Genomic DNA, 26,370 nt, shown 5'->3' on the forward strand with positions numbered 1-26,370 from the left:
TTACATCGACTCTTAGATAATATAAGTAGATCTACATTTAAGAAGGAGAAAAAATAATGAAAACCACATTTCCACATTCATTTTCTATATATAAATTAATTGTGATTTTATTTGTTATCTTTTCTAATTTTACATTCATTAATATTGCTCATGCCGAAGAAACAGATTCTAATTCTGAACCACAATCTTCTCAAACACATGAACGTAGTGTGCAGAAATTGTACGTTAAAATATACGATCAGGATACAAATGAATATTTAGGGCGTTATCTCCTAGCAACTCAAGTCGGCTACACAGATAGTCCACATCGTATGTTTGATGATGGTGGAATTAATCCTATTAATATTAAAGGATATGCCTTTGTGGGTAATCCTTCAGCTATGGTTCCAGTCGACTGGAAAAATAAAAGCGGTGTAACAGAAATCAAATGGCTTATGGTTAAAACTAGCTCTGATACCTATAAAAAAATGCAAAAAGGGTTAGAGGACGCCAAAAATAATGAGGATAGTAATGAAGCACAAAAACCTAAGCTTAATGAAGATGGTCTACAGATCGATGATGATGGCAACGTAAATCTCCATGATATTTACCATGCATATATGTCTTTTTTAGGACATCCACTTCCTACTGATTCAGCTGGCTACCAACCAACCGCTCGGGCTCTCTATTTATTTCAAAAATATCTAGGCTATGATCCTAATAAAACTAAAGAGGAAAATTATAGATATTCAACTCGAAATCAATCATCTTCAAATCTAAGTTCATCATCCTCTAAAGCTTCTTCATCTACTACTTCTTCTAAAAAAGCAACACAAAGTAAGAAACATGTAAATAAAAAAATTAAGAAAAAAACTAAAATTAATTTCAATTCAAAACTAATTTTAGTCGGCATGAGTTTATGTCTAGTAGGAGTACTAATTATTTTAATAATTAAACGTCTTAAACTTAAATAAGAATGATATAAGATCATTATTCCACAAATAGAATCTTTATTTTTACTGATGGTATCCCAGATCTAACACCCAGTTGCTCCGACTAAATCATATTGAGTCAGCTTTTTCATCCCTTCTATCACTTAACTTCACTTACATGAATTTCATTTAAATATTTTTCTGATTCAAAATCTGTTAGTCCCGTTCGACTCGCAGTATCACTACCGGCGGCTATTGCACATTTCAATGCCTCTGTTGTGTCGCATCCCAATTCTTTTTTCCCAATAAATGTACCGAGCATGGTATCACCAGCTCCAGCTGTATTGAGTACTGAAATTTTAGGAGCATTACCAAAGTAAGCATGATTTTTATCAATTAGAGCCGCACCAGACTCTCCTAGAGAGACTAAAACATTTTTACAACCAGCATTAATCAACTTACGAGCTAGTTTAATAATTTTTTCTTGATCCAATTTTTCATTTAGATCAAAAAAACTAGCTAATTCTTGATCATTTGGTTTTAGTAAATAAGGATGATATGACAAAGTATCTAAAACAACCTTAGAACTAGAGTCAATTACTAGCTTTACATTTTTATCAGCCGTAATCTCTGCAATTTTAACTAAATAATCTTGTTTAATTCCTTTAGAAAAGCTTCCAGAAATAATTAAAATGTCGCGTTCTTTTAGTGTTGTCTTTAAATACTTTAAAAACTCATCTTGAACTTTTTCACTTACTTCTGGACCAGGATTTACTTCTTTGTATTCTCTGTTTTGATCTAATACCCGAGTAAAAACATTAATTCTAGTCGGTTCGTTAACTTTAAGAAAGTTACTACTTATACCTTTTTCTTTTAAGCCTGCTGTAATGTAATCAAGTGTAAAGCCACCTCCAATTCCGGTCGCCATATTTTCTATACCCATTTTTTTCAAAATAAATGATACATTTACACCCTTACCATTAGGTTGAAGCTCAAATTTCTCAGTTCTATTAACAATATTTGGTTCTAATTTTTTAGTAATAATTACCAAATCAATTGCCGGATTAAGTGTTATTGTATAAATCATGAGCTTTTCTCCTTTTCTTACCGCTTACATTATTAGTATACTTAGATAAGAAGGTAAGGTTTTTCTAAATTGAAAGCGTTTTAATTAATAAGTGGTAAAGTTTTACAGAAAGGGTACATACATGCAAAATAATGATCTTAGTAATGCAGAACTCCATTTGTGGGAAACAGTTCAAAAAAATCCCCAAAAAATTGCAAAAATGTCGATTGTTAAATTAAGTCAATTTGCTCATGTTTCAACTGCTACAATCGTCAGGACTATGCAGAAAATGGGTTATAGCGGCTATACATCTTACCGAGAGTCACTAAAACTGCAGGATCGCTCCAATAGTAATTTTGATGTCTTAAATGATGCAGACGATAAAATTAAGAGTGTGATTACAAAAAATGAAATTGAAATGAACAATACTCTCCATAATCTTAGCTACAGTAACATTGAAGACAGCATTTCAATGACTAAACAAGCAAACGTTGTCTATATTTTTGCACGTGGTCTATCAGAATCAATTGGACAAGAAATTATGGTTAAATTGCAATTAACAGGAAAATATGTTGAATTTCATTCTGATCCAAATATTATTAAGACCGCCTCTAAAAGAATTAAAGATGATGCATTGGTTATTTTTATTAGCTTAAATGGTAATACTCCGGAATTAGTTGAAGCTGCAAAAAATTTATCACGTCATGATGTTCCTACTATTGCCTTTACTACTAATCCTAATGGACAGCTTGCTTCGCTTTCGACATTGACTTTTATGGGCTACATGTCAAAAACCAACTATTTTCCTGATTATGAAGTACGCTCTCGATTACCCTTACAAATCATGACCCGTATTTTTTCGGATGCATATTCAGTTAGAACCGGCTTTGCTAGACAATAAAAAAGAGTTGATAATCTTCGTTTTTCAACGTTGATCTTATCAACTCTTTTTTATATCAGTATATGATTTTATAAATTAATCATTCTTTTTCTTACGGTTAATACCAAGATAGCTAACTAAGCTAGCCCCTGCAACTGCTAAGCCAGAAAGAGCTGCAATTAGCTCATTCTTTGCACCAGTTTGTGGCAATTTATTAGTAGTTACATCACCAGTTACAGCAACTATATGGGCTTTATCAGTGTTAACCCAACGATTTGCACTAACTTTGTAGTAAGTAGTACCGTTAACTGTCTTTTCTCCAAAGGGCTTAACTGGAGTATTTGAACCGGTTAAGACAACTGATACCGCTGAACTATCACTATTTTCAACAATCTTAACAGTAGATGATTTTTCTTCAGACTTATTGTTAGTCTTAAGATCTACCTTAGCATTTTCTTTTACAGTATCAGTATCCTTTACATCTGACTGAGTAGCAGTTGTAGTAGTTTCAGATGAATTAGTTGTTGAGGCTTCACTATGTGAATCCGGCTTATCCGTTGGCTTTACAGTGTTACCTTCATCAGTTTTATCTGAAGGTTTTACAACATGACTAGTGTCAGGCTTGTTGGTTGGGGTTACAGGATTTTCAGCATTAGAATTTTCTTTATGACTGTTTTCAGTTTCTTTCTTATTAAATGCATCTAACCTTGCCTTAGCAGCTTCAAGCTTACTTTGTTCAGCACCTAATTCTGCTTCCGCCTTCTTAAGTTCTTCTGATGCGTTTGTAACTTGTGCATCAGCTTTCGCTTTAGATTCCTTCAAAGTATCTAAGATTAATTGTTGAGCTTTAACGGCCTTATTAGCAACAGTTACGTCATCGTTTGCCTTATTCAAAGCTGTTTGAGCAGCAGAAAGATTTGATTGTGAATTTTCTAAATTGTTCAAAGTTTGATTCAATGAATCCAAAGCAGCTTGGGCACTCTTTAAATTATTATCTTTAACTTGAACATTATTTTGTGCTGCATCTACCTTGGCTTGACTTGCTTTAACAGTAGCAGTAGCTTCAGATAGAATATTTTGTGCTTGAGCTACAGCTTCTGCTGCTTTAGCTTGGGCAGCTTTAGCATCATCCAAAGCCTTTGCTTTTGTACCAACTTTAGCTTGAACATCTGCTAAGTTTTGATTTGCTCGATCTAATTGTTTTTGTTCAAATTCCAGATTTTCTTGGCCCTTAGCAAGAGCAGCTTGCGTATCAGAAATTGCCTTATTGATCTTAGCAGAACCATTGTTTAATTCTGCTAGGTTAGCTTGTAAACTCTGAACGTTATTTTGTGCTGATTTAACTGCATTTTGTGCTGCAACTAGGTTTTGATTTGCAGTTGCTACGTTAGCTTTAAGATTTTTAATATTATTATCTTGGGTAACATTTTGAACATATGAATGAACTAAGTTTTGGTAATCAGAAAAGGCCATCCCATTAGCATTTTCATCAAACTCTATTTCATCCATACTAGTAGCTCCAGACATAAATGGTGCAAGCGGATAATTATTTGTAGCCAATCCAACAAAATTAGCGTTTGGTTTAATCATAGAGGTATAGTGACCAATAGTTCCTAAATCAGGAATTTCATCCCAGTAATTTAGGTTTCTATAATATTCTTGTTCAGTTAATGGATTCTTTTCAAAACTATATTGAGCTGCTTCAGGGTGTTGCTTAATGTATTTATCAATAATCCCCTTTTCACTCATCCACATGTCTACAGGATCGTAATAGTCTGTACCAAATGCAATATCTTCTTCAGTTTCATAAAACGGACCATATTTTCCTTGAAGTAAAGCTGGGTGGTTAAGTTCACGAGTATATCCTTCAAAGTCAGAGCTAAGCATTGCAATTGCAACAGCAGTCAATGAAATTGATGGGTGACTCAAACCATACTTATCACGATAAGTCATCCATTCTTGATAGTATTCCAGAGCCTTTTCTACGTTAGCTAAAGATGTTGAGTCGTTTTCCTGGCCTAATTTAACAGCTTTCTTAGCCCATTCTACAGTAATATCCTGGTAAGCATTTGGTTGACCAGTGATGATGTTATATGCCGTTTGAGCATCTTCTCTTAAACTTTCAGAATTATCTTTATTATCAGCAATTGCCTTAAAGAAACCAGCTGCTCCGCTTGCTTGATCTTGAGCAACTTGATCTTGTAAGTCTTTCAAAGCTTGTTGTGCATCAGCCAGCGCCTTTTGTTTAGCATTAACATTGTTTTGAGCATCTACTACAGCCTTGTTTGCCACTGCAAGATTATTATTAACAGTTGCTATCTTTTGATTATTTTCAGCTAAAGCAGCTTGATTCTTAGACAAAACTGATTCGTTATCCGCATTTGTCTTCTTAATATCATTTAATGCGTTTTGAACTTTTTGAACATTTTGTTTTGCTTCATCTAGTCCACTATTCTTAACGGCAGCTTCAGCGTTAGCAACATTATTATCAGCGGTTTTCTTTGCAGCTTCTTTACTGTTAACTAAATTTTGGGCATCAGCTTGTTTTTGTTTAGCAGTCGCTAATTGACTTTGTGCTGTATTTAAATCTGCATTTGCATCACTGACATTTTGCTTAGCAGCTTTAATTGCATCTTGCTGTGCAGCAATATTCTTTTGGGTCTTTTGAATATTTTCTGAAGTTGCTTGCTTTGCTACTTCGCTTGCACTAGTTAACTTATCTTGCGCTTGTTTTGCAGCAGCTTGTTTATCAGAAAGATTCTTTTGGCTATCATTTACCTTAGCTTGTTGAGCATCACAGGCATCATTTGGTGCTTTTGCCTGAGCTTGTGCATCAGCTAGTTCGTTCTTCTTACTATCTACACTTGCTTGGGCATTATTAACTGAATTTTGTGCTTGATTAACAGCATCTTGTAATTTTTCTTTATCTGATTTTGCTACAACGACAGTGTTATTTTTATCACTTGTAGCAGCTTGAACTTTCCTATTATTAGTACTTGCTAAAAGAGTAGCTGTTAATGCTGCAACAGCCAAACTTGTATATTTCAATTCTTTCATTGTTTTCCTCCAAATTAACAATTCCTTTTTTATTTTATTGCGTTAAGTATGTTTTTTCAAGGTTGGACCTAGGTTCATCTATACAAAAAACAAGGCCACTTCTGACCTTGTTTTCATTTAAATAATTCAGCTATTATTCTTCGATTTCTAACTTATCTTCCCATGATTTTGCACTTTTAAGTGCATCATTTAAGTTCTCGATATTTTTCTTTCCTTCAGTTGAAAGCCATTCTCTACCTTGCTTTTCTCCTTCAGCAGCAAATGGCTTAATTGCTGGCTTCCACGTTGCACGTCCGCAAAGAACACCATTAAAGTCAGCACCAGCTTCTTCAGCCATCTTAATCTCTGCAATGAACTCTTCTGAAGTTACACCAGCTGATAAAAAGATATATGGTAAATCGGTTAAATCGGATTGTTTCTTCAATAACTTCTTTGCTTCTTCTTGAGTATAAACAACATTGTTGTCGCCATTATAGCCTTCTACAAACTTAATATTAAATGGCATCTCAACTTTAAGAACTGTTACATCATATTGAGGCTTAGAAAATTCTTCCATAGTTTTGAAGACTTTTTCAGGCTTTACCTTTGCATACTCTTCGCCTTTAGCATCATCAACTTTCCCATCATAAGTTAATAATTCAAGGAAAAATGGTAATCCATTTGCTTTAGTTTCAGCTCCTACTCTTTCAACAAAAGCTTTCTTCTTGTCATTAATTTTATCACTTTCATCTGGATCATAGTAAAGTAAGAACTTAACTGCATCTGCACCATCATTTTTAATTCTCAGTGCTGATTGATTATCAATTAAATCACACATTCTACCTGGCTCAGTAGTGTCATAACCAGTTTTTTCATAAGATAATAATAAACCACAATTCTTATCTCTAACCTTAGTTGCTGGAAGACCATATTCTGGATCTGTCAAGATGGCAGAAGCGTATGGCGTCAACTCGCCAGAAACAGCCTCCTTAAAATCAACAATTGTTGTTTCATCAGCAGGCTTATTTGCTGCCTCTGCTAACATTCGTTTTAATGATCCTCTTTGGTCAATTGCTAATGCGCTGATTACGCCAGCCTCATTAGATAAATTATCCATATGTTTTGCAACTGCAGGTGAAATCTTTCTCATCGTGTATCTCCTTTTCATTTACCGCACATTTATATTATAAGATTGCGCTTTCATAAAAAGAAGAGATCGCTTTCATTCTGTAAAGCTTTTCACTTAATAAGAAAAATCATGTAAAAATTTACCTAAATATTTTCAGCTGTCCTTTTAATCTCGTATGAAGGGGAACAATAATGGCTAACATCATAAAAATACCAAATGCGGCAACAATAAAGAAATTGATATAGCCAAACTTATCAATAACTAAGCCTCCAAATAAAGGGCCAAATGCCCTCCCAACAGCCGACGTTGAAATTGTTAAGCCTTGATATTTACCTTTACTATCGCTAGGTGACAAGTCATTTACATATGCGGGCATCGCCGGCATTGCTGTTGATTCACCAAGCGTTAAAGTAACCATTGAAAATACAAAGTGAGCATAGTCTTTTGCAAAGATTAAGGTTACAAAAGAAATAGCAAACATAGTAACTCCAAATACTACTTGATGAAACAAGTTCTTAAATGTGTTAGGAAAACGACTTAAAAATGCTTGAACAATCACAATAATGCTGGCATTAATCGTCCACAGTAAACTATATAAATGAAAAGGAATTCCCAAAGAAACCATGTAAACTGAAAGGTTAGATTCCCAGTTCATATACATCAACCAAATTACAGCTAAGGTAGCGAAAAAGCCAATAGTCAGCTTTAGATTGGCAGCAGGCATCGGAGTTGCCTTATTTTTACTATCTTTATTTTGTTGCGCTTTTCTTTCTAAATGAAACTTAATAATTGGTCGATAATTAATAACTGCATTTATACTTACAATCACAAAAAGACTTGCTGCAATTACAAATAACATTGTAACTGAATAATCATAGATATAACCTACAATGAGTGTCCCTAATACCACACCAAGATTTTGTGCAAAATAAATTGTATTGAAGACATATCGACCGGGCTTAGACTTAATGCTAGTCGCAATTGAATTAATTAATGCACCATTCCAGCCGCCCAGTAGACCAGTCAAAGTCATCCAAACCCAATAAATTGGCCAAGTATGATTAACAGCCATCCCAAATAGTACTAAGGCATCTAAACCAGCGCCGGCGATAATTAAATAGTATGGATTGAAATGATCATATGCCCAGCCAGCAATAAATGAACCAAGCATATTGGCCAAACAATTAAATAAAAGTACTATTCCAATCATAGCTAAAGAAACATGGAGTCTTTTATTCAAATAAACTGAAGTTAATGGCCAAATAAAACTGGCTCCAATCCAGGTAAATAACTCACCTAAAAGAAGCCAATGTAACTTTATCTCATCATCGGGTTGAATATTTCCCTTATTATGCAACTCTCTCACCCTTTTCTTCTATATTCTTACATTCAGTCTAGCAATTAATAAACATTTTTGCACGAGCGTAAAAAAGACTCCGCCCAAAGGTAGAGTCTTCTAATTATTTCTTTTCATTCTTCCAATTTCTAATATCAGTAACATCTTGGGCAACCTCTAAACAGCCCAAATATTTATTATCTTTTCTCACAGCAAAATACTGTAAGTATAAGTATCGTCCCATATGTCTTGGCTTAAACCAAAACTCATACTTATCTTTTTTCCCTTGGTGAAAATCGTCAAAAATCTTTTTAACTCGTGGTACGCTCTCAGGTAAATGACAAGAATAAACACTATTGCCAATCGCATTTTTAGAATGAGGGAAAATATTGGCGCCTCCGCCAAAATAAGCTACTTTATCATTTTCATCAATAAAAGTTAATGCAAAAGGCAATAAGTCTAAAATTGCAGATAATTGTTCTAAATTCAAGCTCCCTTCTGCGAAATTTAGTGCTAAGCTACTTAATTTATCGATAGAAAGTGCCCCATCATTTTTAGGCTTTTCCTTAGGTTTCCAATTCATTGGTTTTTGAATCAAGGTATAGCCAATCTGTTCTTCTTCATTTTTGACATTGCCCCAGTCTTCTTCACTGGCAACTTCATCAATCATTGGCAACATGATTTCTTCTTCCTTAAAAATCATCTCAAGCACTTCATGTGCTGTCTCTTTTATTGCCTTAGACACTTCAACTTTATTAATATCTTTTTGACTAATAAGTAAATTAGCTTGACCAATAAGTTTTCGGATTTTATCATCAACGCCCCACATAACTTTCGGTGGTGCAGTAATTCCATATTTAGTCATAATGGGAAACATTGAAGTTTCTTTACGAGCATAATGATAGTGAATTTTGGCCAGGTCTTTTAATTCCTGTCTTAGCTTTGAGAGTGCACCCTTATCTCCCTTTTCCCACTTAGCTAAGTCTGGCAATAACGCATCATTTACCAAGGACTTAAGGACAATATTCTCTAGCTTGAAGGTATGAACCGGATGACCTGGTTTTTCAAACTCAGAATTCTCCTTATTTTCCTTAATATTACCCTTAAAAACATCAGCGTGAACATTGCACAAATATTGGATCTTTCTTGGATCAAGGCCCTGAGCAATTAATTCTCTTTCTGCTGCAGTGATTTCAGCCACGTCAACTTGATCAAAGGCAGCTTGAAACATTTTCTTTGCTTCTTCAAGCTCTCCACCGTCTTGAATAAAATTTAAAATTTTTAAAATAGCTTGTTGTCGTTCCTTATCTAGTTCTTTCATTAATCAATCACCTTGTAGCCTTTATCCTCGAACGCCTGCTTTATATTATCTAAATCAATTTTCATAGCTTGTGCACCAAGCGGAATCGTCATTACTCTTCCTACGGTAGCCAACAAACCTGGGATTTTAATTCTAGTAAAGCCGCAATCATACATAATTTGAATAAAATCTGGATATTCTTCAGCCAGCTTCTTTATTGGAACAGAAAAATCAATTATCTTCTCTTTTTGCTCTGTCTCTTCAATTTCATTTTCTTGGTCAAGTGCTTGCTCATTATCAAGCATCCCCAATTGTTTTTTAGCAGCTACTGTCATGCGTTCTGGATTCCAAACTGGATACCAAACCAACTTTATATCACAAGTGTTTATTTCCGGCACAGATAAAACTGCTTTTTCAATTGCGTTTTGTAGATATGTAGATAAGGGACAACCCACAATAGTTAAGGTCATCTTGATTGTTGCATGATCTCCTTCAATATCGATTCCATAAATCAAGCCTAGATTGACTACGTCAATCAATAACTCTGGATCTTCGACACTTTGAAGAGCAGTCATAATTTTATCTACTAATTTCAAATTCTTTTCTTGCATCTTTTCACCTAAAAAAATAAGAGAAACTCTCTTGTTTCCCTTATTCTATCAAATTTATCTAACTAGTTTATCCCAAATAACAACCTTATTAGCCTTAATTGATTTTTGAACATCAATAATTCGCTGGTTACTTGAACCACGAAATTGTAGTGTTAGATCTTTCAAATCATCCATGAAACGTCCATCAACTAAAATATCAATCTTTGAAAGCATTTCTTTCTTATCGGGCGTTTCTTTTTGAAGTTCATCCCAAGTATAGCCTGACCAAGACCAAATATCTTTACTATGTCCAAATTCTTTTCGTACCCGGTTAATTAATTTCAAGCACACCCAAGTATTTAAAAAGGGCTCGCCGCCTAATAAAGTTAAGCCCTGCACATAGGATTGAGACATATCTTCAATAATTTTATCCTCTAATTCTTGTGTATAAGGACGTCCATAATTAAAATTCTGGGCTGCTAAATTATAACAACCGGGACAGTCAAATAAGCATCCACTCACATATAAGCTGCATCTAACTCCTTCACCATCAACAAAATTAAATGGCTTATAGTCAGCAATTTTATGCTTAGAGTATTCTTCTGACTTCCATTCTTGTGGCTTAGGATTTTTCGGTTTTCTATGTTGTTGTTTTAACTTTTTGGCATGTTCAACTTGTGGTTTGTATTGATTAGAATCAACAAAGATTGTATCTCCACCAACATTAACCTTAATTAGATTTCCTCGAACATCAGGACCTTCTTGATTATTTTTATCCTTCTCTGGCATCAGTATTCGTCATTCTTTCTAACTTCATCCTTAGCCATCTTTTCTTCCATTCCCATATTCAAGTGCTTTACACGATGGACAATTTCTTCATGACGACCATGAACCATTGGACGTTTCAAAGGATTGCCTAGATAACCACAAGTACGCTTTACACAGTCACAAGTTTCTGGATCATGATTTCCACATTGTGGACATTCGAAGCCTTTAGCGGTTGCCTTAAATTCACCCTTAAAACCACACTTGTAGCATTGGTCAATTGGAGTGTTGGTTCCTAAGTATCCTACTTTATCATAAGCCCAGTCCCAGACAGCTTCTAGTGCCTTAGGATTTTGCTTAAGGTTTGGATATTCACAATAATGAATGAATCCACCTGCAGCATAAAATGGATATGGAGCTTCAAAAGCTAATTTTTCAAATGGAGTTGGGTGCTTTCTTACATCGTAGTGGAATGAATTAGTGTAATATTCCTTATCCGTGATATCTTTAACTTTACCGAATTTTTTAGTATCCAGACGACAAAATCTATCAGTCAAACTTTCACTTGGAGTTGAATATACACTGTAGTGATAGTGATTTGGATCTTCTTTTTCCCATTTAGCGCAGTAATCGTGAAGTTCTTTAACAATATTAATAGTAAATTGGTGTGCTTCTTCATTATGTTCCCAATTAGGACCATAAAAGACTGTACCTACTTCATAAAGCCCAATATAACCTAAGGAAACTGTACAGCGTCCATTTTTGAAAAGATCATTTACATTATCTTCCGCATTTAGCCTTTTACCAAAAGCACCATATTCATAAAGAATTGGAGCATTCTCAGGCATAGCATCAGTACAACGTTTAGCCTTAATTTGCAAAGCTTCATGAGCTGTTTGGACCTTTTCTCTAAAGATTTGCCAGAATAAGTCTTTATCTCCTTTTGATTCCATTGCAATTCTAGGTAGGTTTAGAGTAACAACGCCTAAGTTCATACGACCGGAATTTACTTCTTTACCAGTTTCTGGATCTTTCCAACCTTGTAAGAAGGAACGACAACCCATTGGAGCTTTAAATGATCCAGTAATTTTCTTAATCATGTCATAACTAACAATATCTGGATACATACGCTTAGTAGAACATTCCAAAGCTAATTCCTTGATATCATAGTTTGGATCTCCAGGATGTAAATTAAGTCCCTTCTTTAGCGTAAAGACTAACTTAGGAAAGATAGCTGTTCTTTTGTCTTTTCCCAAGCCTTCAATTCTAATCTTTAAGATTGCTTTTTGGATTTCACGTTCAATCCAGGATGTTCCTAATCCAAATCCTAAAGTAGTAAAGGGAGTTTGTCCTTGGCTTGAAAATAGGGTATTAATTTCATATTCAAGAGCTTGCATAGCATCATAGATATCTTTTTTTGTTCGCTTAACTGCAAAGGCTTTGATTTTTTCTTCATCGTCAAAGAATTCGCTAGCTTCCTTAATATTCTTGTGATAATTCTTTTCAGCATATGGAGCTAAAACTTCATCTATTCTGTCAGCAGAACAGCCCCCGTATTGACTAGAAGCAACATTAGCGATAATTTGAGACATTTGAGCAGTTGCAGTTTCAATTGAATGAGGAGATTCAATATTTGCATTTCCGATTGTAAATCCATGACTTAGCATCTCTTTAAAGTCAATCAAACAACAGTTAGTTAGAGGACTGAGCGGTGTGTAATCTAGGTCATGCCAGTGAATGTCACCGCGTAAGTGAGCTTTCGCAATATGTTCTGGCATCATCGTTAAACCAATTGTTTTACCAACTACACCAGCTGTTAAATCACGCTGAGTTGAAAAAACACGTGAGTCTTTATTAGCATTTTCATTAACAATTGTTGGATCATGATGAACTAAGCGATCCAGACGGTTAGTGGTCTCAGTTTGCTTCTTAAAATTAGCTTCGTCTTCTCTACGATAATCAACATAAGCATTTGCTTCATCACTAAAGCCGAGTTCGATTAATGTTTGAACAAATGCATCTGCTATTTTTTCAGTAGAAGTCTGCTTTGCACCATTTAGTTTTTGAAGGATAGCAGGTAGAATATCTGCTTCATGTTCAGTCAGATGCAAGCTATCTAAAACCATTTCAATTTTGTAAAGAGCAAAAGGATAGATGCTACCGTCTCTTTTAATAGCTGTTTCTGGCAGTGTCATTTGAGTAATTGATTTAATTTGAGCATCTTGTTGTAACATGGTTATTATCTTCTTTCACAATATCTATGGTTCTATTCTATCAGAAACTACATGATATTGTAGGTATTGACATTTTGGATCATATATATTGTATTAAGCAAAAGTCACGTCTAGCAGGAGAGAGGCTCATTTTTAAAATTTTCTATAATTAGTAAAGTAGTCAAAAAAATACTGCTGAGAGTAAAAAAATCTCAGCAGTATTTTTCTCGGAAAAAGGATAAAACTTAAAAAGTCTATCTCAAAATATTTAGATTTTCAATTTTTCACTGTTTTTGTACCATGTCAACTTTGATTATCCTATATTCTTATTCTTATAAAAAATAAATACAGCTAATTCACATAAAAGCACAAATATCACATAAGTTAAAAGAGTGTACCATGTCAAAGAAAAAGTAGTGTTAAGGGAGTGCATTGTCATTTTAGTAACTATCTTTAATCCAAATATTGTTGTCTTAACACTAGTTTCATTAATACTAAATAGCTCTACAATGTAATCAAGAAAAAAACAAATTAAATATACAAGGCTACTGAGCGTAAAAGTTTTCCAATATTTCATACAACTTTTTCTCCTATATTTATTATTTTTTTCATCTTAGCATAAGCAACGCTCATATTTATTGCATTGTATTATATTTATTACAGCTATGTCGGCCAGCTACCTATAATATCTTCATATCCATACTCTCTTAAAATTTTTTGAATATTAGCTAATTTTTGTTGATCATTTTCAAATAATGCCAACATATAATATGCATGAAATCTATATATCATAAAATGAAACGATGTTACGTTATTTAAAATATAATCAATAATTTCTTTAATAAAGCAGGCATCTTCCACACTTTTATACTTTTTTTGATCGTAACAAGTTACTAGATAGTTTTCGAAAATTCTAACATATCTTTCTAGCATTAATTCCGACCCTACTTTTTTTCTTTGTACTATGTGCAATAAATGTTTTATGCGAGAAGATAAGATTTCATGCTTCCATAATGGCATTGTATTAGCCAATAATCTTAAAAGTGCTGGAGATTTAATCCAATTCTCTTTATCAAATTCTTTATATATTTTTTGACATATTTCATCATTTATATTATCCAGTTGATTATTAAAGTAAGCAGCTGTTACTTGCGCTCTAAGTTTTAGTATTTCATCAGAGGATGAACGAATAATTTTATTTTTGTAATAATTTATACTCTTAATATTTTTAGAATTAACAGCATACTCCATTTTATTTTGTAGCATTCTATCTATTTGAGCTTCTGACGTTACATAAGAGTCCATTACCAAATTATAAAAATAATTTATATCTACTTCATGCTTAATTAAAAGCATTATTAAGCTTTCAGCTCTAATTCCACTTTTTCCACTTTCAACAAGTGCATAAAAAGGTCTTTGTACTATTCCCTCACACATTTTAGCTTGACTCAATCCTAGATTAAGTCGAACTTCTCGTAAAGCTTCTCCAATCTTCAAATTACTCTCCCTTTTTAATCATACAAATTAACCCATATTTTTGTTAGTATAATATATACAATTTAAAAATAACAGTTTTCATTTAAAAAATAAAAAAATATCCTTAAAGAGCAACACTCCTTAAGGATATTTTTCTAATTAAATTTCATTTTCATGGTTTTCTTGTTGACCATCACGAAGAGCTTGTTTTTCTAATTTTTTAGCTTCTTCTTCAAAATATTGGCCCTTATTTACTTGGTAGTACTTCTTATATCTAGCATAGTAGTTATGGAACATGTAGTGCATCAATAACCAACGTTTTAAGCTACGATCTTTATCATAGAAGACAGTTGTACCGTAGTGACCCTCATCAATTAACTTTTCAGCTAGGCGTTTTGAACCGTTGTCGTAAGCATATTCCTTAAAGATCTTCTTTGGAACACCAAGCCACAACATATAGTTAGCCCCATCTTTATTTCCATAAACTGTTGGCTTGTCCTTTAAATTATCTTCAACATAGTCATCTACATACCACTTGGCTAAGTTATAACCATTTAAAGTTACGTAGAAACTTGAACGACCTTGACGGAGGTTGATCTCAAAGAATTTGTATTCTCCATCTCTTGGATCGTACTTAATGTCAAAGTTAGCCATACCAGTATAGTTCAATTTTTCAAGGAATGATTGAACAGTATCGTAAAGCTTTTGACTGAAGGCTGGCAAAATTGCCATGTAATTACCGATAGATTGAGGAGTTGGGTCTTCAAGAAGTGGGTGACCTAAGCACATCATCTTAACCTTGTGATCTTTATCAACATAAGCATTAAGAACACGCATGTTAGAATCATCGCCTGGAATGAAATCTTGTAAAATCAAATCTTCAGTATAACCATTAGTATAGATTTTACCAACGATATCTACTAATTCTGCCTCATCGTGAATAGTAAAGGCTTTTTTACGGCCTTCAAATTGACAATTCAACCATGAAACTGGATCTTCTGGCTTCAATTCAACTGGATAATCAAATGGTAAATTCAAATAATTTTCAGCCTTATAATCATCCATAGTCACAATCTTAGTGTGTGGATATGGAAGACCATACTTTTCAGCAATTTCGTAGAAACCTTCTTTAGAAATTAGCTTCTCTAGCAAGTCATAATCAATGTAAGGAACAACAAAAGTATCCTTCAATTCATCCTTATGCTTAGCTAATAATTCTGCGTATCCATCTCCACAAGCAATTAAAATAACTGGTTCTGGATGATTCTTGTATTCTTCAATCTTTTGCTTCATAACGTTCATAAAGCCTGGATCTTCTTCAAAACCTTCATGAACTTCTACGTCAACAATTTTAGAATAGCGCGTTGCTGCTAATTGACTAGCAGCCCAAGCTTGAACCTTAATTCCATAAGCCTCGTTGAAGGAGCGGGCCATTCCGTAAACATTGATATCACTACCTAATAAAATAGGGGTAAATTTTGCTTGTACCATTTTGTATCCGTACTTCTCTCTAACTTTAATTAAACAAGTCTGCCACTTTCGATTAATTCTGCTACTTCTGGTTGAACATGTTGATACTTCTTAACAGTTTCATCATAATCAACAAAGAATAACTTGTACCAAACTAGGAAAGTGTAAATAGCCCATATTTGACGACGAGCTGAACCGTCACCCTTGTAGTTATCATCAAGCAATTTAACAATCTTCTTTTGGTCAAAAATATCATCTACAAAGTCTTCAGTAAATAATTCTCTAACTTGTTTGTAAAATCTTGGTTCCTTAAGCCATTGCTTAATTGGAGTTGGGAAGCCAAGCTTAGGTCTTTGAGCCCATTCTTCTGGTAAGACCTTCTCAGATGCTTTACGAAGAGCATATTTAGTATCGTGCCGGTTAACTAAATATTTAGTTGGAATTGAGTTAGCGAGTTCTGCAATCTTCTTATCAAGATATGGCACACGTAATTCTAGAGAGTGAGCCATTGAGATCTTATCTGCTTTTTGCTCAATATCATTAAGCATAAAGTGGTGAAGATCAATATATTGCATTTGCTTAACTTCATCGATATTTTTAACTTTCTTAAAGTCTTCTTGATAAATACCGTTAACTGTCAAATCATTCTTGTATTTATCACGCAAAATACCATTAGCATCTTTAGAAGTAAAGATGGTTGGATAGTCCATATCATAAATGACAGATTGTCCAACATAAAATTCACTTGGCTCTGCCAAGTTAGTATACATATGTACTTTACCTGGGAAGTTAGGCATCTTCTTAATCTTATGAGCTAAACGAACCCGACTCTTCTTAGGTAATTTCTTAAGGCCAGCAGTAAAGACCTTAATTACATCATTATGGGTATGCATGCCGTAGTTAACGTAGCCTGCAAATAATTCATCGGCACCTTCACCAGAAAGGGCAACAGTAACATGCTTTCTAGCTAATTTACACAAGTACCATAATGGAATAATAGATGGGTTAGCATCTGGTTCGTCCATGTGATATTGCATTTCTGGGAAGTCGCGCATTGCTTCATCTGCATCAACTTTATCCGCAAAGAATTTCCAGCCGTGTAAGTCAGAAAGTGCCTTAGCCTTTGATGCTTCATTATATGTAGAATCATCAAAAGAAACTGAGAAGACATCTTCAGGGTCAAGTAAACTAGTTAAGTAGGAAGAATCAATACCTTCAGATAAGAATGCACCAACTGGTACGTCCGCATTTCTGTATAAATCAACAGTTTCTTTTAAGTCTTCATTGATTTTATCTAAGGTTTCTTCAAAGCTTAGACTATTTTCAACATACTTAGCATCCCAGTACTGATGAGTCTTCATTTTGCCATCTTTGTATTCAAACCAATGACCTGCTGGGAAGCGGTAAACACCCTTAAAGAAAGTTTCCTTTAAGTCATTATATTGGTTCATTAAGTATGGCTTAACTGCTTCAGTATTTAATTCCTTTTTAAATCCTGGGTAAGCTAAGAAGCTCTTCAATTCACTACCAACAATTAACTTGCCATTTTGGTCTGAGTAGTACATTGGCTTAATTCCGAAGAAGTCACGAGCCCCATATAAAGTCTTGGTATTGTCATCCCAAATTACAAAGGCAAACATACCACGAACTTTCTTCAATAAGCCATCCATTCCCCATTCTTCATAGCCGTGAAGCAAAACTTCAGTATCAGCCTTAGTAGTAAAGGTATGACCTGCATCAATTAATTCTTTTCTTAATGGTTTAAAATTATAAATTTCCCCATTAAAAATAATTGCTCTACTTTTATCTTCATTAAAAATTGGTTGACTTCCACCACGAAGGTCAATAATTGACAAACGTCTAAAACCTAAAGCCACCTGATCATTAGTATATTTTCCATCAGAAGACGGACCACGGTGTTTAATTGTATCCATCATTCCTTGAATAGCACAGTCTTTATCCTTTAATTCAGGATCAAAAAACGCACAAATTCCACACATAAGTAACTTTCACCTCAAAATAAACAGTAGTCTTATTATAAGCTATTTACATTTCAAAAATTAAATTCGATAGAATCGTCTCTTAGAAGCGGCCCCATATCCAAATACTTGTAATAAATGTCTTTGAACATCAACATTTACTATATATCCAGCTGCTTCATTAGCATGATCCATCTGTCTATTCCAGCGCTTATTATATTGCGTAGTAAGCGCATGGTTAGGGCCCATTAGAGCCGAGCAATTAAAAAATATATATTGTATACCGTTAATGCGATATTGGTCTTCAGTATGACGGTGTCCACATAAATATGCAACTATTTTTGCATTTTTTATCTTTGTGAAATCAAAGCTGTTAGCTAGGGTAAATTCAGGAGGAACATCCCTTGAATTAAGATAGCCTTTTTCACGTTGATTGAAGGCAACCATTAATTCATGTAGAGAACGCCCATTAAATTTCAAGGCATTCGTTCCCTTGCGAGTAATAGGATTTGCATGACTCATGAAAATAATTGTTTTACCATTTGAATTTTCAAGAATTTCGATAATTTCTTGCATCTGATCTTCACGAATCGCTAAAGCAAGTTTAGTATCGTATTTTTTCTTACCTTGCTCATCTAGCTCATAAGGTAAATCAGATGTATTGACCGTAATGATTCTGACGTCATCTTTATCAAAATATGCAACCCCGTGCTTGCGCGTGATATAGTGAATACCATCTTGCGCATACATACTTGGCCACATTATATCTTCAAATTCATTTTCCGGAAAACTAGCTTTCAGATCATGATGCTCATCAAATTTATCATTTTCATCGTGGTTGCCCTTGATGACAGCAAAGTTAGTTTTTTTAGATCTAAACGTTCTAGACAAAGATATCAACTCTGCTTCGCCAACTAATCCTGGATCGGATCCATCCATCCAATCACCTAAATGAGCTTTTAAATCTAAAACATCTTTATCTTCAAGATAATTAAACTCTTTAACATGACGAAGTCCGTTATGTCCATAAAAATCAATACTATCAGCATCTTTATAGTGTGTATCGGTTAAAACACCGATATTAATTGAGTTATAGCCATCTCGGCTATGCTTTTTTACATAATCTACTAACTGATCTAATTGATCTTCAACGATATAACGACGTCCTGTCTGCTTATTAACAAATGCAGTATAACGGTTTAATCTTTTATCAAATTTTCGAACATAAGCTGGTGCTAAATCAGACGCATTAATCGAACGTAAAGCTTGGTGTAAGACATTGTCAGTATCTTTATAAACAATAAGCTTATATTCTTCACCATGTGGAGTTCCTTCAGGCGCTCCAACGTTATACTCACCAACAGTCATATACTTTTGCATTCCATCAAATGGAATATTACTTTTCTTCCGCATCATCTTCCGGGTAACACCGGAAAATTTATCAATCATACCCTTGGTTTTCTTGATAATTTTCATGATACTCTTCCCCACTCATCACACAAAAAAAGGCCTTTAGTTGGCCTTGGGGTTAATTATTTGCCAAAGCATTTGCGGCAAGACCCAATGATAAAACCGCATCTTTAGACAAAACCTTTTTCAAATCATTAGGAGCAATAGCTCTCACAGCGCCAATGACTTTTAAACTATATAAAAGTACATGTAAATCAGTGGCACGATCATAGCTACCATCTTGCAATGGATCCTCATGATTATAGGTTAAATTAATCTTATCTTGATCTACATATCCATCTACGTGGTTAGTTAAAATACGATCATTTAATTCACGTAATGGTTTATCTAAATGTAGTAAAGTTAATTTACCATCAGATTCACTATTATAGTATTCATCTTGAGTCATATCAAAGTATTCTTCGATTGGCTTATCAAGAATATCCAAACTATTAATTTCATTATAAATTCTCTTGGTATTCAGGTCTTGTTGGCCGTTGATAATTTTTTCTTGTGATAAAGCCATATCGTCAGCCAATGTCATGGTAGTTAAATTATCCATATTGTCCTCCTTGAAATACAACTTCCATTATAACAAAAAAGTTCTTTTTTTCCTGTACTTATGTATATTAATAGGTAGATATTACAAAAAATTTTATAATTTGCCAAAATAAAAACGAGTAGTTCTGATTTTACTACTCGTTTTATTAATTAAACTAATTTCTTTCGAATCCAGCCAGAAATCCAGTCAATAACAACAACCATGACAATAATCCCAACTAGAATTACACCAACACGATTCCATTGACGGTATTGCAAGGCAATAATTAATGGATAACCAATACCACCAGCACCAACTAAACCTAGAATAGATGCTGAACGGATTGAAACATCAAATCGATACAAAGTGTTAGAGATTAAGGCTGGCATTAAGTTAGGCATTGTGGCAAACATAATAATGTTAAACTTAGATCCACCAGCTGCAGTAACGGCTTCATTTGCCCCTTCTTCAAGGTTTTCAATTGCTTCTGAGAACAATTTAGCAAGCATACCAACTGAGTGGAAACCTAATGCTAACACACCGGCTGCAGAACCTGGTCCTACGGCTTTAATAAACATCAAAGCTAAAACAATTTCGGGGAATGAACGAATAACGGCTAATACAACTTTTCCTGAACGGGATGTATACCATTTCTTATGACGCGTATTAGCTGCCCAAAAGGCGAAAGGTAGAGAAATAATTGCAGAAATAAAAGTACCCAAGAAAGCAATACAGATTGTTTCCCATAATTGAGAAATTAAATCTTCACCGCTTCCGTTATATACATATGACCAGTCAGGATGAAAAATTCCGGCTACAATAGCTCCTGCAATTTGACCTGCACTTGCCTTTATTCCGCCAAAATCCATTCCTACAAATGACCAAATAATTAAAATGATAGTAACAATGGCAATTGTCCAGTGTTGAACCTTCTTCTTAGTATCCACTGGTTTAGGAGGTAATTTTTTCATTGTAGTATCCATTATTTCATCAACGCCTCCCGAGATTTAGTAGAAATGTAGTCGATAATAACTACGACAACGATAATAACTAAGATAATCATACCGGTCTTAGCATAGTCAAAGACTTGAAGAGTTTGTTGTAAGTACAAACCAATACCACCGGCACCAATATATCCAAGAACTGTTGAAGCTCTGACATTAATTTCAAATGCATATAAAACATATGAAATAAAGTAAGTAATTATTTGTGGCATCACAGCAAAATGAATAATTTGTAGTTTATTTGCACCAACGGCTGTTAAAGCTTCGATTGGACCTGGGTCAATTGTTTCAATTGCTTCGTAGAACAATTTAACAACCACACCAAATGTAAATACAGTTAAAGCTAGAACACCGGCAACTGGACCAATACCTACAACGGCAACAAAGATTGCACCTAAGAGTAGGTCTGGAATAGTTCTAACAATATTCATAATTATTCTTAGAACTCCAGTAACGGCCTTATTCTTAACAATATTTCTAGCGATTAAAAGAGAATAAACAAACGCGATGGCTGATCCCATTACAGTTCCCAAAATTGCCATTTTAATTGTTTCAATTAAAAGTGGAACTGCCGTAGCGGCATATCCCCAATCGGGGTGACACATTTGAACAAAAATATCAGTGAATTGACTAAAGTTATTAAATAAAACACTAATATGGGTATTTGTTACATCTACTGAAAGAAAGAGACCTAAAACCATAATTACGACCCATACAAGGTTCATAATTTTGAATTTCTTTTTAGGCAATTCAGCTAAATGCTGTTCCTTAGATTTAGGCATCTTCTTCCCCTTTCTTGCCATTTCCACCATTGTAAATATCGTCAAAGACAGCTTGAGAAGTTTCACTCATCTTACCATCATAAACAATTTGACCTGCACGAACACCGATTACTCGATCTCCAAATTCCTTAGCAAGTTCTACGCTGTGAAGGTTAGCAACTACAGTCATCCCGTATTCTTCATTAAGCATCTTCAAATCATGCATAACTCGACGTGAAGTTTGAGGATCAAGTGAAGCTGTTGGTTCATCAGCTAAAATAATCTTAGGATTTTGAGTAAGTACACGGGCAATAGCAACACGTTGCTGTTGTCCACCGGAAAGTTGATCCGCACGAGTATAAACTTTATCTGCTAAGTCAACACGTTGCAATGCTTCATATGCTTTTTGCTTATCTTCCTTAGTAAATAGGTTAAAAGTTGTTTTCCAAGTTGGATAGTAACCTACTCGGCCAGTTAAAACATTGCGTAAAACACTTGAACGTTTAACTAAGTTAAAGCTTTGGAAAATCATTCCAATATCACGACGAATTTCTCGTAAGTCTTTACCCTTAGCAGAGGTAATTGACTTGCCATCAATTATAATATCTCCTTCTGAGACATCTTGTAGACGGTTAATTGAACGAAGTAAAGTAGACTTACCTGCACCAGATAGACCTACTACTACTATAAATTCTCCCTTATCAATATTTAAGTTAATATCCTTTAAACCAACTGTTCCGTTATCATAAATTTTACTAACGTTTTTTAGTTGAATCATCGGCTGATTAGTAGCTGCCATTTAATTTAAAAATCTCCTTAACATTATTTAAATTGACTACAGTGCATAAAAAGATAATCGTCTTTTAGAGACAATTATCTTTTACTAACTAAGCTTTATTTAATTGACTATTTCTTGTCCTTGGCAATAATCTTGTCATATTTACGAACAATATCGAAGTTACTGTCCTTAGACTTAGTGTAGCCTTCGTGACTATAAATTGATTCGATAATCTTCTTACCTTCTTTAGATTCACCAACTTCAATAAATGCCTTTGCAAGTTTCTTTTGGAAGGACTTAGACATATCACTTCTAACAGAAATAGTATCGTTAGGAATTGGCTTAGTGAAGTAAATTGGGACAACTTGGTCCATAATCTTAGGATTGTCTTTTTTAACAGTGTTACGAGCATCTTCAAACACAAATGCTGCGTCAGTATCACCATTTAATACATTCAAAACTGCTTGGTCTTGGCCAGTAACAGTAACTAACTTACAATCCTTTGGCACATCCAAACCTTTTTCTCCAAGTTCAGCAATTGGGAAAACATAACCTGCTGAAGAAGTTGGGTTTTGAACTGAAATACTCTTGCCTTTTAGATCCTTCCAAGATTTAATTTTAGAACCTTTCTTAACAAGAATTTCTGCTCTATAGTAATCAACTAATTTATTAGTTGCCTTACCACCAGGTTGCTTAACGCCGTAACGTTGAGATTGAAGTAAAACGTCAGCAGCTCCTTGTTTATGAGCTAATACATAACCATCAGGTGGTAAGAAACCAACATCAACTTTTTTAGATTTCATAGCTTCAACAACTGTGTTGTAATCAGTTGACATTGAAACATGAACTGGAATTCCAAGCTTTTTAGAAAGCATTTTTTCTAAAGGCTTAGCACGAGCTTCAAGCTTATTAGCAGCTTGACTAGGTACAAATTGGATAGTCAATGATTTTGGTGTATAACCATCCTTTGAACTGTTTGATTTGTTAGAACAAGCAGTTGCAACAACAGCAAGTAAAATTGCAAAAAGGCCTACTAAGACTTTTTTGAACTTTTTCATCATTTCCTCCTAATGAAAAACATTAAATGACAAATACAAAAAAAGACCCAATATGATGAGCTGACAAAAAGAGCTAATCACATTGAGCCAGAAAAGTCACTAAAAAAACAACGAAAGCGCCAATACCAATGAAGACTGATTCCCCGAAGGAATCAGCCCAAGAACGAGCCACTGAATCTTGGTTACAGCTTATAATGTTGTAATCGAAATTCATCATTATCGTTCTTCCTTTCTCCTAGTACTAACGTTCGTTCTTAAGTATCATACCAAAAATATTCGTACTTGGATACTATTATTTTAATGTAAGCGCTAGTAATTATTAATTAGTTAAATTGGATCGATCCACTTTATAAAAAAATCACTCCATTAGTGACAACAGAGTGAATTTTATAATGTTCGTTTTTTAAAAATACTTTTTCTTAGGCTTTGCAACCTTGTTATTGTCAAGATCAGTCTTAACAATTAACACATCTGATAAAGCATGTTGGTTAACATACGCAGTAACGCTACCCATTAACATTCTTTCAACTGCGTTCATACCAGTTGCACCCATAATAATCAAATCGTTGTGGTGATCTTTAATAAAATCAACTGCAATAATTCTCTTAGGTGAGCCATAACGAATATGGTAAGAAACATCAGTAAAGTTAAAATGTTCCTTAGCCCATTCTTTTAAACTCTTTAAATACTCTTCGGAATCTTGCGTCATTTGATAAATGGTGTCCCCAGAAATCAAAGTATCCTGCATTTCTCCCATAAATTGACGAGTATCAATAACATTCAATACATCAAGATGAGCATTGTTATCAAGAGCAATCTTTACTGCTTTATCAAACGCACGCTCTGCTGTTTCAGAACCATCAACTGGAACTAAAATGTTGTCGTAATCTTCTACCATAAGTAATCATCTCCGCATGGAATTTGCATCTTTACATTGTAATTTTACCATTAATTATAACAATTAATAAGTCTGTTTTCTTTTTATAAATCCGAGAAAAAGAAAATATCTGTCACAAAATATGTTAAAGTATTAATACTGTACTTAAATAACTATAGTGAGGAAAAATACTAATGAGCGAAAATTATGAGACGAAATTAATTGGCATCCAAAATGGTCGCAATTTCCGCGAACTTGGAGGCTATAAAACTATATCCGGTCAGACAATCAAATATAACAAATTGCTTAGAACTGGTAATTTAGCTGATCTTTCTTCATCAGACTTAGAATTATTACAGAAGCATGGCGTTAAGTATGACGTTGACTTTAGAACCGAGAAAGAAAAAAATGATCATCCCGATCGTGTCCCAGAAGGCGCTAAATATGTTTTTGATCCAGTTTTTAGTGATGATCTAACTAATGCATCTAAGGGAATCTTTGCTTTAGAAGAGAATGCCGAAAAAGATCCTGAATTTGGTTTCAAGCATATGTTCTTTGCGTATGAAGATATGATCAATGGACAAACTGCTCAAAAGGCTTACCGCAAATTCTTTGACCTTTTGCTTACAAATGATAAAGACAAGAATGCTCTTCTTTTCCACTGTACTGCCGGAAAAGATCGGACAGGGTTTGGAGCTTTGTTGATCTTATCAGCATTAGGAGTACCTTTTACTACTATCAAATATGACTATACTCTGACTAATATCACAACAAAAAGTTTTGTTGATGCAATGCTTAAGCAAGCAGCCGCTGACGGCTCTAGCAAGCGTGTATTGCAGTCTATTAAGGATATTCAGTCAGTATATCCAGAATACTTAGACCATGCTGTACATGTCCTAAACCAGCAATACGGAGGAATCAATGAATATCTTCGTTCTACCATGAAACTCTCAAGCAGTGATATCATGGATCTTAGGAGAATCTATCTTGAGGATTGATATAGATTATGGATATTCCAAAATATTTACAAATTGAAAATGAGCTAAAACAAGAAATTATCTCTGGAAAATTTAAATATGGAGATAAATTTTATAGCGAAGCTCAATTAAAAGATAAGTTTAATGTTTCTTCAATTACAGTTATTCGAGCTGTAAAGGATCTTGTCAAGGCAGGCTACTTAGTTCGTCATCAAGGAAAAGGCACTTTTATTTCACGATCAAGAAAAGATAAATTAGTTCGTCTTAGTGATAATGAAGTCTTCTCAAACAAACAAGAAGAAGATACAGTTAAAGTTTTGAAACTCCAAGAGGAAAAGCAGAGCGAAATATTAAAAAAACTCGGCTTACCCAAATATGATAGTTACTACTATATTGAACGTTTACGTTTAATTGGTGACACACCATTTATGGTGCACCGTTCATTTATACCAGCTAAATTTATTAATCGAAATTTAGCTAAAGATCCGAATAATTATCATAGTATCTATGAAACCTTGCAAAGCGATAAGCAATTGTACCTATTTGATGAGCCTTTTACTGAAACAGACACAATTGTAAAAGCTGATAGTGAAATTAGTCAGCAACTTAAAATACCTAAAGATTATCCTGTTGTACGACAAGTTAAAAAAACTATTTTATCTACTACAGGTGAAGTAGTTGAACTAGTCATTGGTTATAAACGATGTGATTACTTTTCACTTTCATTTTCAAGTACTGATTATCCGGAAGTTTAATAATTTAATCTGGAGACAA

22 protein-coding genes are annotated in these 26,370 nt (G+C 34.2%); 4 read left to right on the forward strand and 18 right to left on the reverse strand.

The window, feature by feature from the left end; translation table 11 throughout:
- Positions 1-56: 56 nt before the first annotated feature.
- Positions 57-953: a hypothetical protein gene (locus Q9R40_RS02365; protein ID WP_304676148.1), complete on the forward strand. Its 897-nt coding sequence runs from the start codon at positions 57-59 to the stop codon at positions 951-953.
- 118 nt (positions 954-1,071) lie between these two features.
- Here the strand turns inward: Q9R40_RS02365 and pfkB are convergent, their stop codons facing one another.
- The gene (pfkB, locus tag Q9R40_RS02370) at positions 1,072-1,998 is read right to left on the reverse strand and encodes a 1-phosphofructokinase (RefSeq protein ID WP_304676149.1); all 927 of its coding nucleotides are present in this window, start codon (positions 1,996-1,998) and stop codon (positions 1,072-1,074) included.
- Positions 1,999-2,119: 121 nt separating this feature from the next.
- Between pfkB and Q9R40_RS02375 the strand changes: the two genes are divergently transcribed.
- The gene (locus tag Q9R40_RS02375; RefSeq protein WP_297938743.1) at positions 2,120-2,878 is read left to right on the forward strand and encodes a MurR/RpiR family transcriptional regulator; all 759 of its coding nucleotides are present in this window, start codon (positions 2,120-2,122) and stop codon (positions 2,876-2,878) included.
- 75 nt (positions 2,879-2,953) lie between these two features.
- Here the strand turns inward: Q9R40_RS02375 and Q9R40_RS02380 are convergent, their stop codons facing one another.
- From Q9R40_RS02380 to Q9R40_RS02460, 17 genes are all read right to left on the reverse strand, one after another.
- Positions 2,954-5,914 (reverse strand): LPXTG cell wall anchor domain-containing protein, encoded by a 2,961-nt coding sequence (locus Q9R40_RS02380; protein WP_304676150.1) that lies wholly within the window; start codon positions 5,912-5,914, stop codon positions 2,954-2,956.
- Between the two features lie 133 nt (positions 5,915-6,047).
- On the reverse strand, positions 6,048-7,043 hold the full coding sequence (locus Q9R40_RS02385) for a tagatose 1,6-diphosphate aldolase (RefSeq protein WP_304676151.1): 996 nt from the start codon (positions 7,041-7,043) through the stop codon (positions 6,048-6,050).
- Positions 7,044-7,161: 118 nt separating this feature from the next.
- Positions 7,162-8,379 (reverse strand): MFS transporter, encoded by a 1,218-nt coding sequence (locus Q9R40_RS02390; RefSeq protein ID WP_304676195.1) that lies wholly within the window; start codon positions 8,377-8,379, stop codon positions 7,162-7,164.
- Positions 8,380-8,482: 103 nt separating this feature from the next.
- Positions 8,483-9,679 (reverse strand): DUF438 domain-containing protein, encoded by a 1,197-nt coding sequence (locus tag Q9R40_RS02395; protein ID WP_304676152.1) that lies wholly within the window; start codon positions 9,677-9,679, stop codon positions 8,483-8,485.
- The gene (locus Q9R40_RS02400) at positions 9,679-10,269 is read right to left on the reverse strand and encodes an iron-sulfur cluster assembly protein (RefSeq protein WP_300592161.1); all 591 of its coding nucleotides are present in this window, start codon (positions 10,267-10,269) and stop codon (positions 9,679-9,681) included. Before Q9R40_RS02400 ends, Q9R40_RS02395 begins: the two co-directional genes overlap by 1 nt.
- A 54-nt stretch (positions 10,270-10,323) precedes the next feature.
- Positions 10,324-11,037, reverse strand: coding sequence for an anaerobic ribonucleoside-triphosphate reductase activating protein (gene nrdG, locus Q9R40_RS02405; protein ID WP_004898590.1), 714 nt, complete (start codon positions 11,035-11,037; stop codon positions 10,324-10,326).
- On the reverse strand, positions 11,037-13,247 hold the full coding sequence (gene nrdD, locus Q9R40_RS02410) for an anaerobic ribonucleoside-triphosphate reductase (protein WP_304676153.1): 2,211 nt from the start codon (positions 13,245-13,247) through the stop codon (positions 11,037-11,039). The genes nrdG and nrdD overlap by 1 nt, the downstream gene beginning before the upstream one ends.
- A 642-nt stretch (positions 13,248-13,889) precedes the next feature.
- Positions 13,890-14,723, reverse strand: coding sequence for a helix-turn-helix transcriptional regulator (locus tag Q9R40_RS02415; RefSeq protein ID WP_300592157.1), 834 nt, complete (start codon positions 14,721-14,723; stop codon positions 13,890-13,892).
- Between the two features lie 138 nt (positions 14,724-14,861).
- On the reverse strand, positions 14,862-16,193 hold the full coding sequence (locus tag Q9R40_RS02420; RefSeq protein ID WP_014566985.1) for a carboxylate--amine ligase: 1,332 nt from the start codon (positions 16,191-16,193) through the stop codon (positions 14,862-14,864).
- A 29-nt stretch (positions 16,194-16,222) separates the two neighbouring features.
- The gene (asnB, locus tag Q9R40_RS02425) at positions 16,223-18,172 is read right to left on the reverse strand and encodes an asparagine synthase (glutamine-hydrolyzing) (protein ID WP_014566984.1); all 1,950 of its coding nucleotides are present in this window, start codon (positions 18,170-18,172) and stop codon (positions 16,223-16,225) included.
- A 60-nt stretch (positions 18,173-18,232) separates the two neighbouring features.
- Positions 18,233-19,627 carry a metallophosphoesterase gene (locus tag Q9R40_RS02430; protein WP_023599096.1) on the reverse strand — a complete coding sequence of 465 codons (1,395 nt, stop codon included), beginning with the start codon at positions 19,625-19,627 and terminating at the stop codon, positions 18,233-18,235.
- Between the two features lie 52 nt (positions 19,628-19,679).
- Positions 19,680-20,162, reverse strand: a complete 483-nt coding sequence (locus Q9R40_RS02435; protein WP_304676154.1) for a hypothetical protein — start codon at positions 20,160-20,162, stop codon at positions 19,680-19,682.
- A 149-nt stretch (positions 20,163-20,311) separates the two neighbouring features.
- The gene (phnE, locus tag Q9R40_RS02440; RefSeq protein ID WP_011161352.1) at positions 20,312-21,124 is read right to left on the reverse strand and encodes a phosphonate ABC transporter, permease protein PhnE; all 813 of its coding nucleotides are present in this window, start codon (positions 21,122-21,124) and stop codon (positions 20,312-20,314) included.
- A complete protein-coding gene (phnE, locus tag Q9R40_RS02445; RefSeq protein WP_304676155.1) occupies positions 21,124-21,927 on the reverse strand; it encodes a phosphonate ABC transporter, permease protein PhnE in 804 nt (267 codons plus the stop codon). The genes phnE (Q9R40_RS02440) and phnE (Q9R40_RS02445) overlap by 1 nt, the downstream gene beginning before the upstream one ends.
- The gene (gene phnC, locus Q9R40_RS02450) at positions 21,920-22,705 is read right to left on the reverse strand and encodes a phosphonate ABC transporter ATP-binding protein (RefSeq protein WP_011161350.1); all 786 of its coding nucleotides are present in this window, start codon (positions 22,703-22,705) and stop codon (positions 21,920-21,922) included. The genes phnE (Q9R40_RS02445) and phnC overlap by 8 nt, the downstream gene beginning before the upstream one ends.
- Before the next feature lie 107 nt (positions 22,706-22,812).
- Positions 22,813-23,742 (reverse strand): phosphate/phosphite/phosphonate ABC transporter substrate-binding protein, encoded by a 930-nt coding sequence (locus Q9R40_RS02455; RefSeq protein ID WP_004898580.1) that lies wholly within the window; start codon positions 23,740-23,742, stop codon positions 22,813-22,815.
- Between the two features lie 403 nt (positions 23,743-24,145).
- Entirely contained in the window at positions 24,146-24,640 is a 495-nt protein-coding gene (locus tag Q9R40_RS02460) for a universal stress protein (protein WP_004896111.1), read from the reverse strand.
- Between the two features lie 173 nt (positions 24,641-24,813).
- Between Q9R40_RS02460 and Q9R40_RS02465 the strand changes: the two genes are divergently transcribed.
- Positions 24,814-25,617, forward strand: a complete 804-nt coding sequence (locus tag Q9R40_RS02465; RefSeq protein WP_023599093.1) for a tyrosine-protein phosphatase — start codon at positions 24,814-24,816, stop codon at positions 25,615-25,617.
- An 8-nt stretch (positions 25,618-25,625) separates the two neighbouring features.
- Positions 25,626-26,351, forward strand: coding sequence for a GntR family transcriptional regulator (locus tag Q9R40_RS02470; RefSeq protein WP_304676157.1), 726 nt, complete (start codon positions 25,626-25,628; stop codon positions 26,349-26,351).
- The last annotated feature ends 19 nt before the right edge of the window (positions 26,352-26,370 follow it).

It is taken from the genome of uncultured Lactobacillus sp., from assembly GCF_948948975.1.
GTDB lineage: Bacteria > Bacillota > Bacilli > Lactobacillales > Lactobacillaceae > Lactobacillus.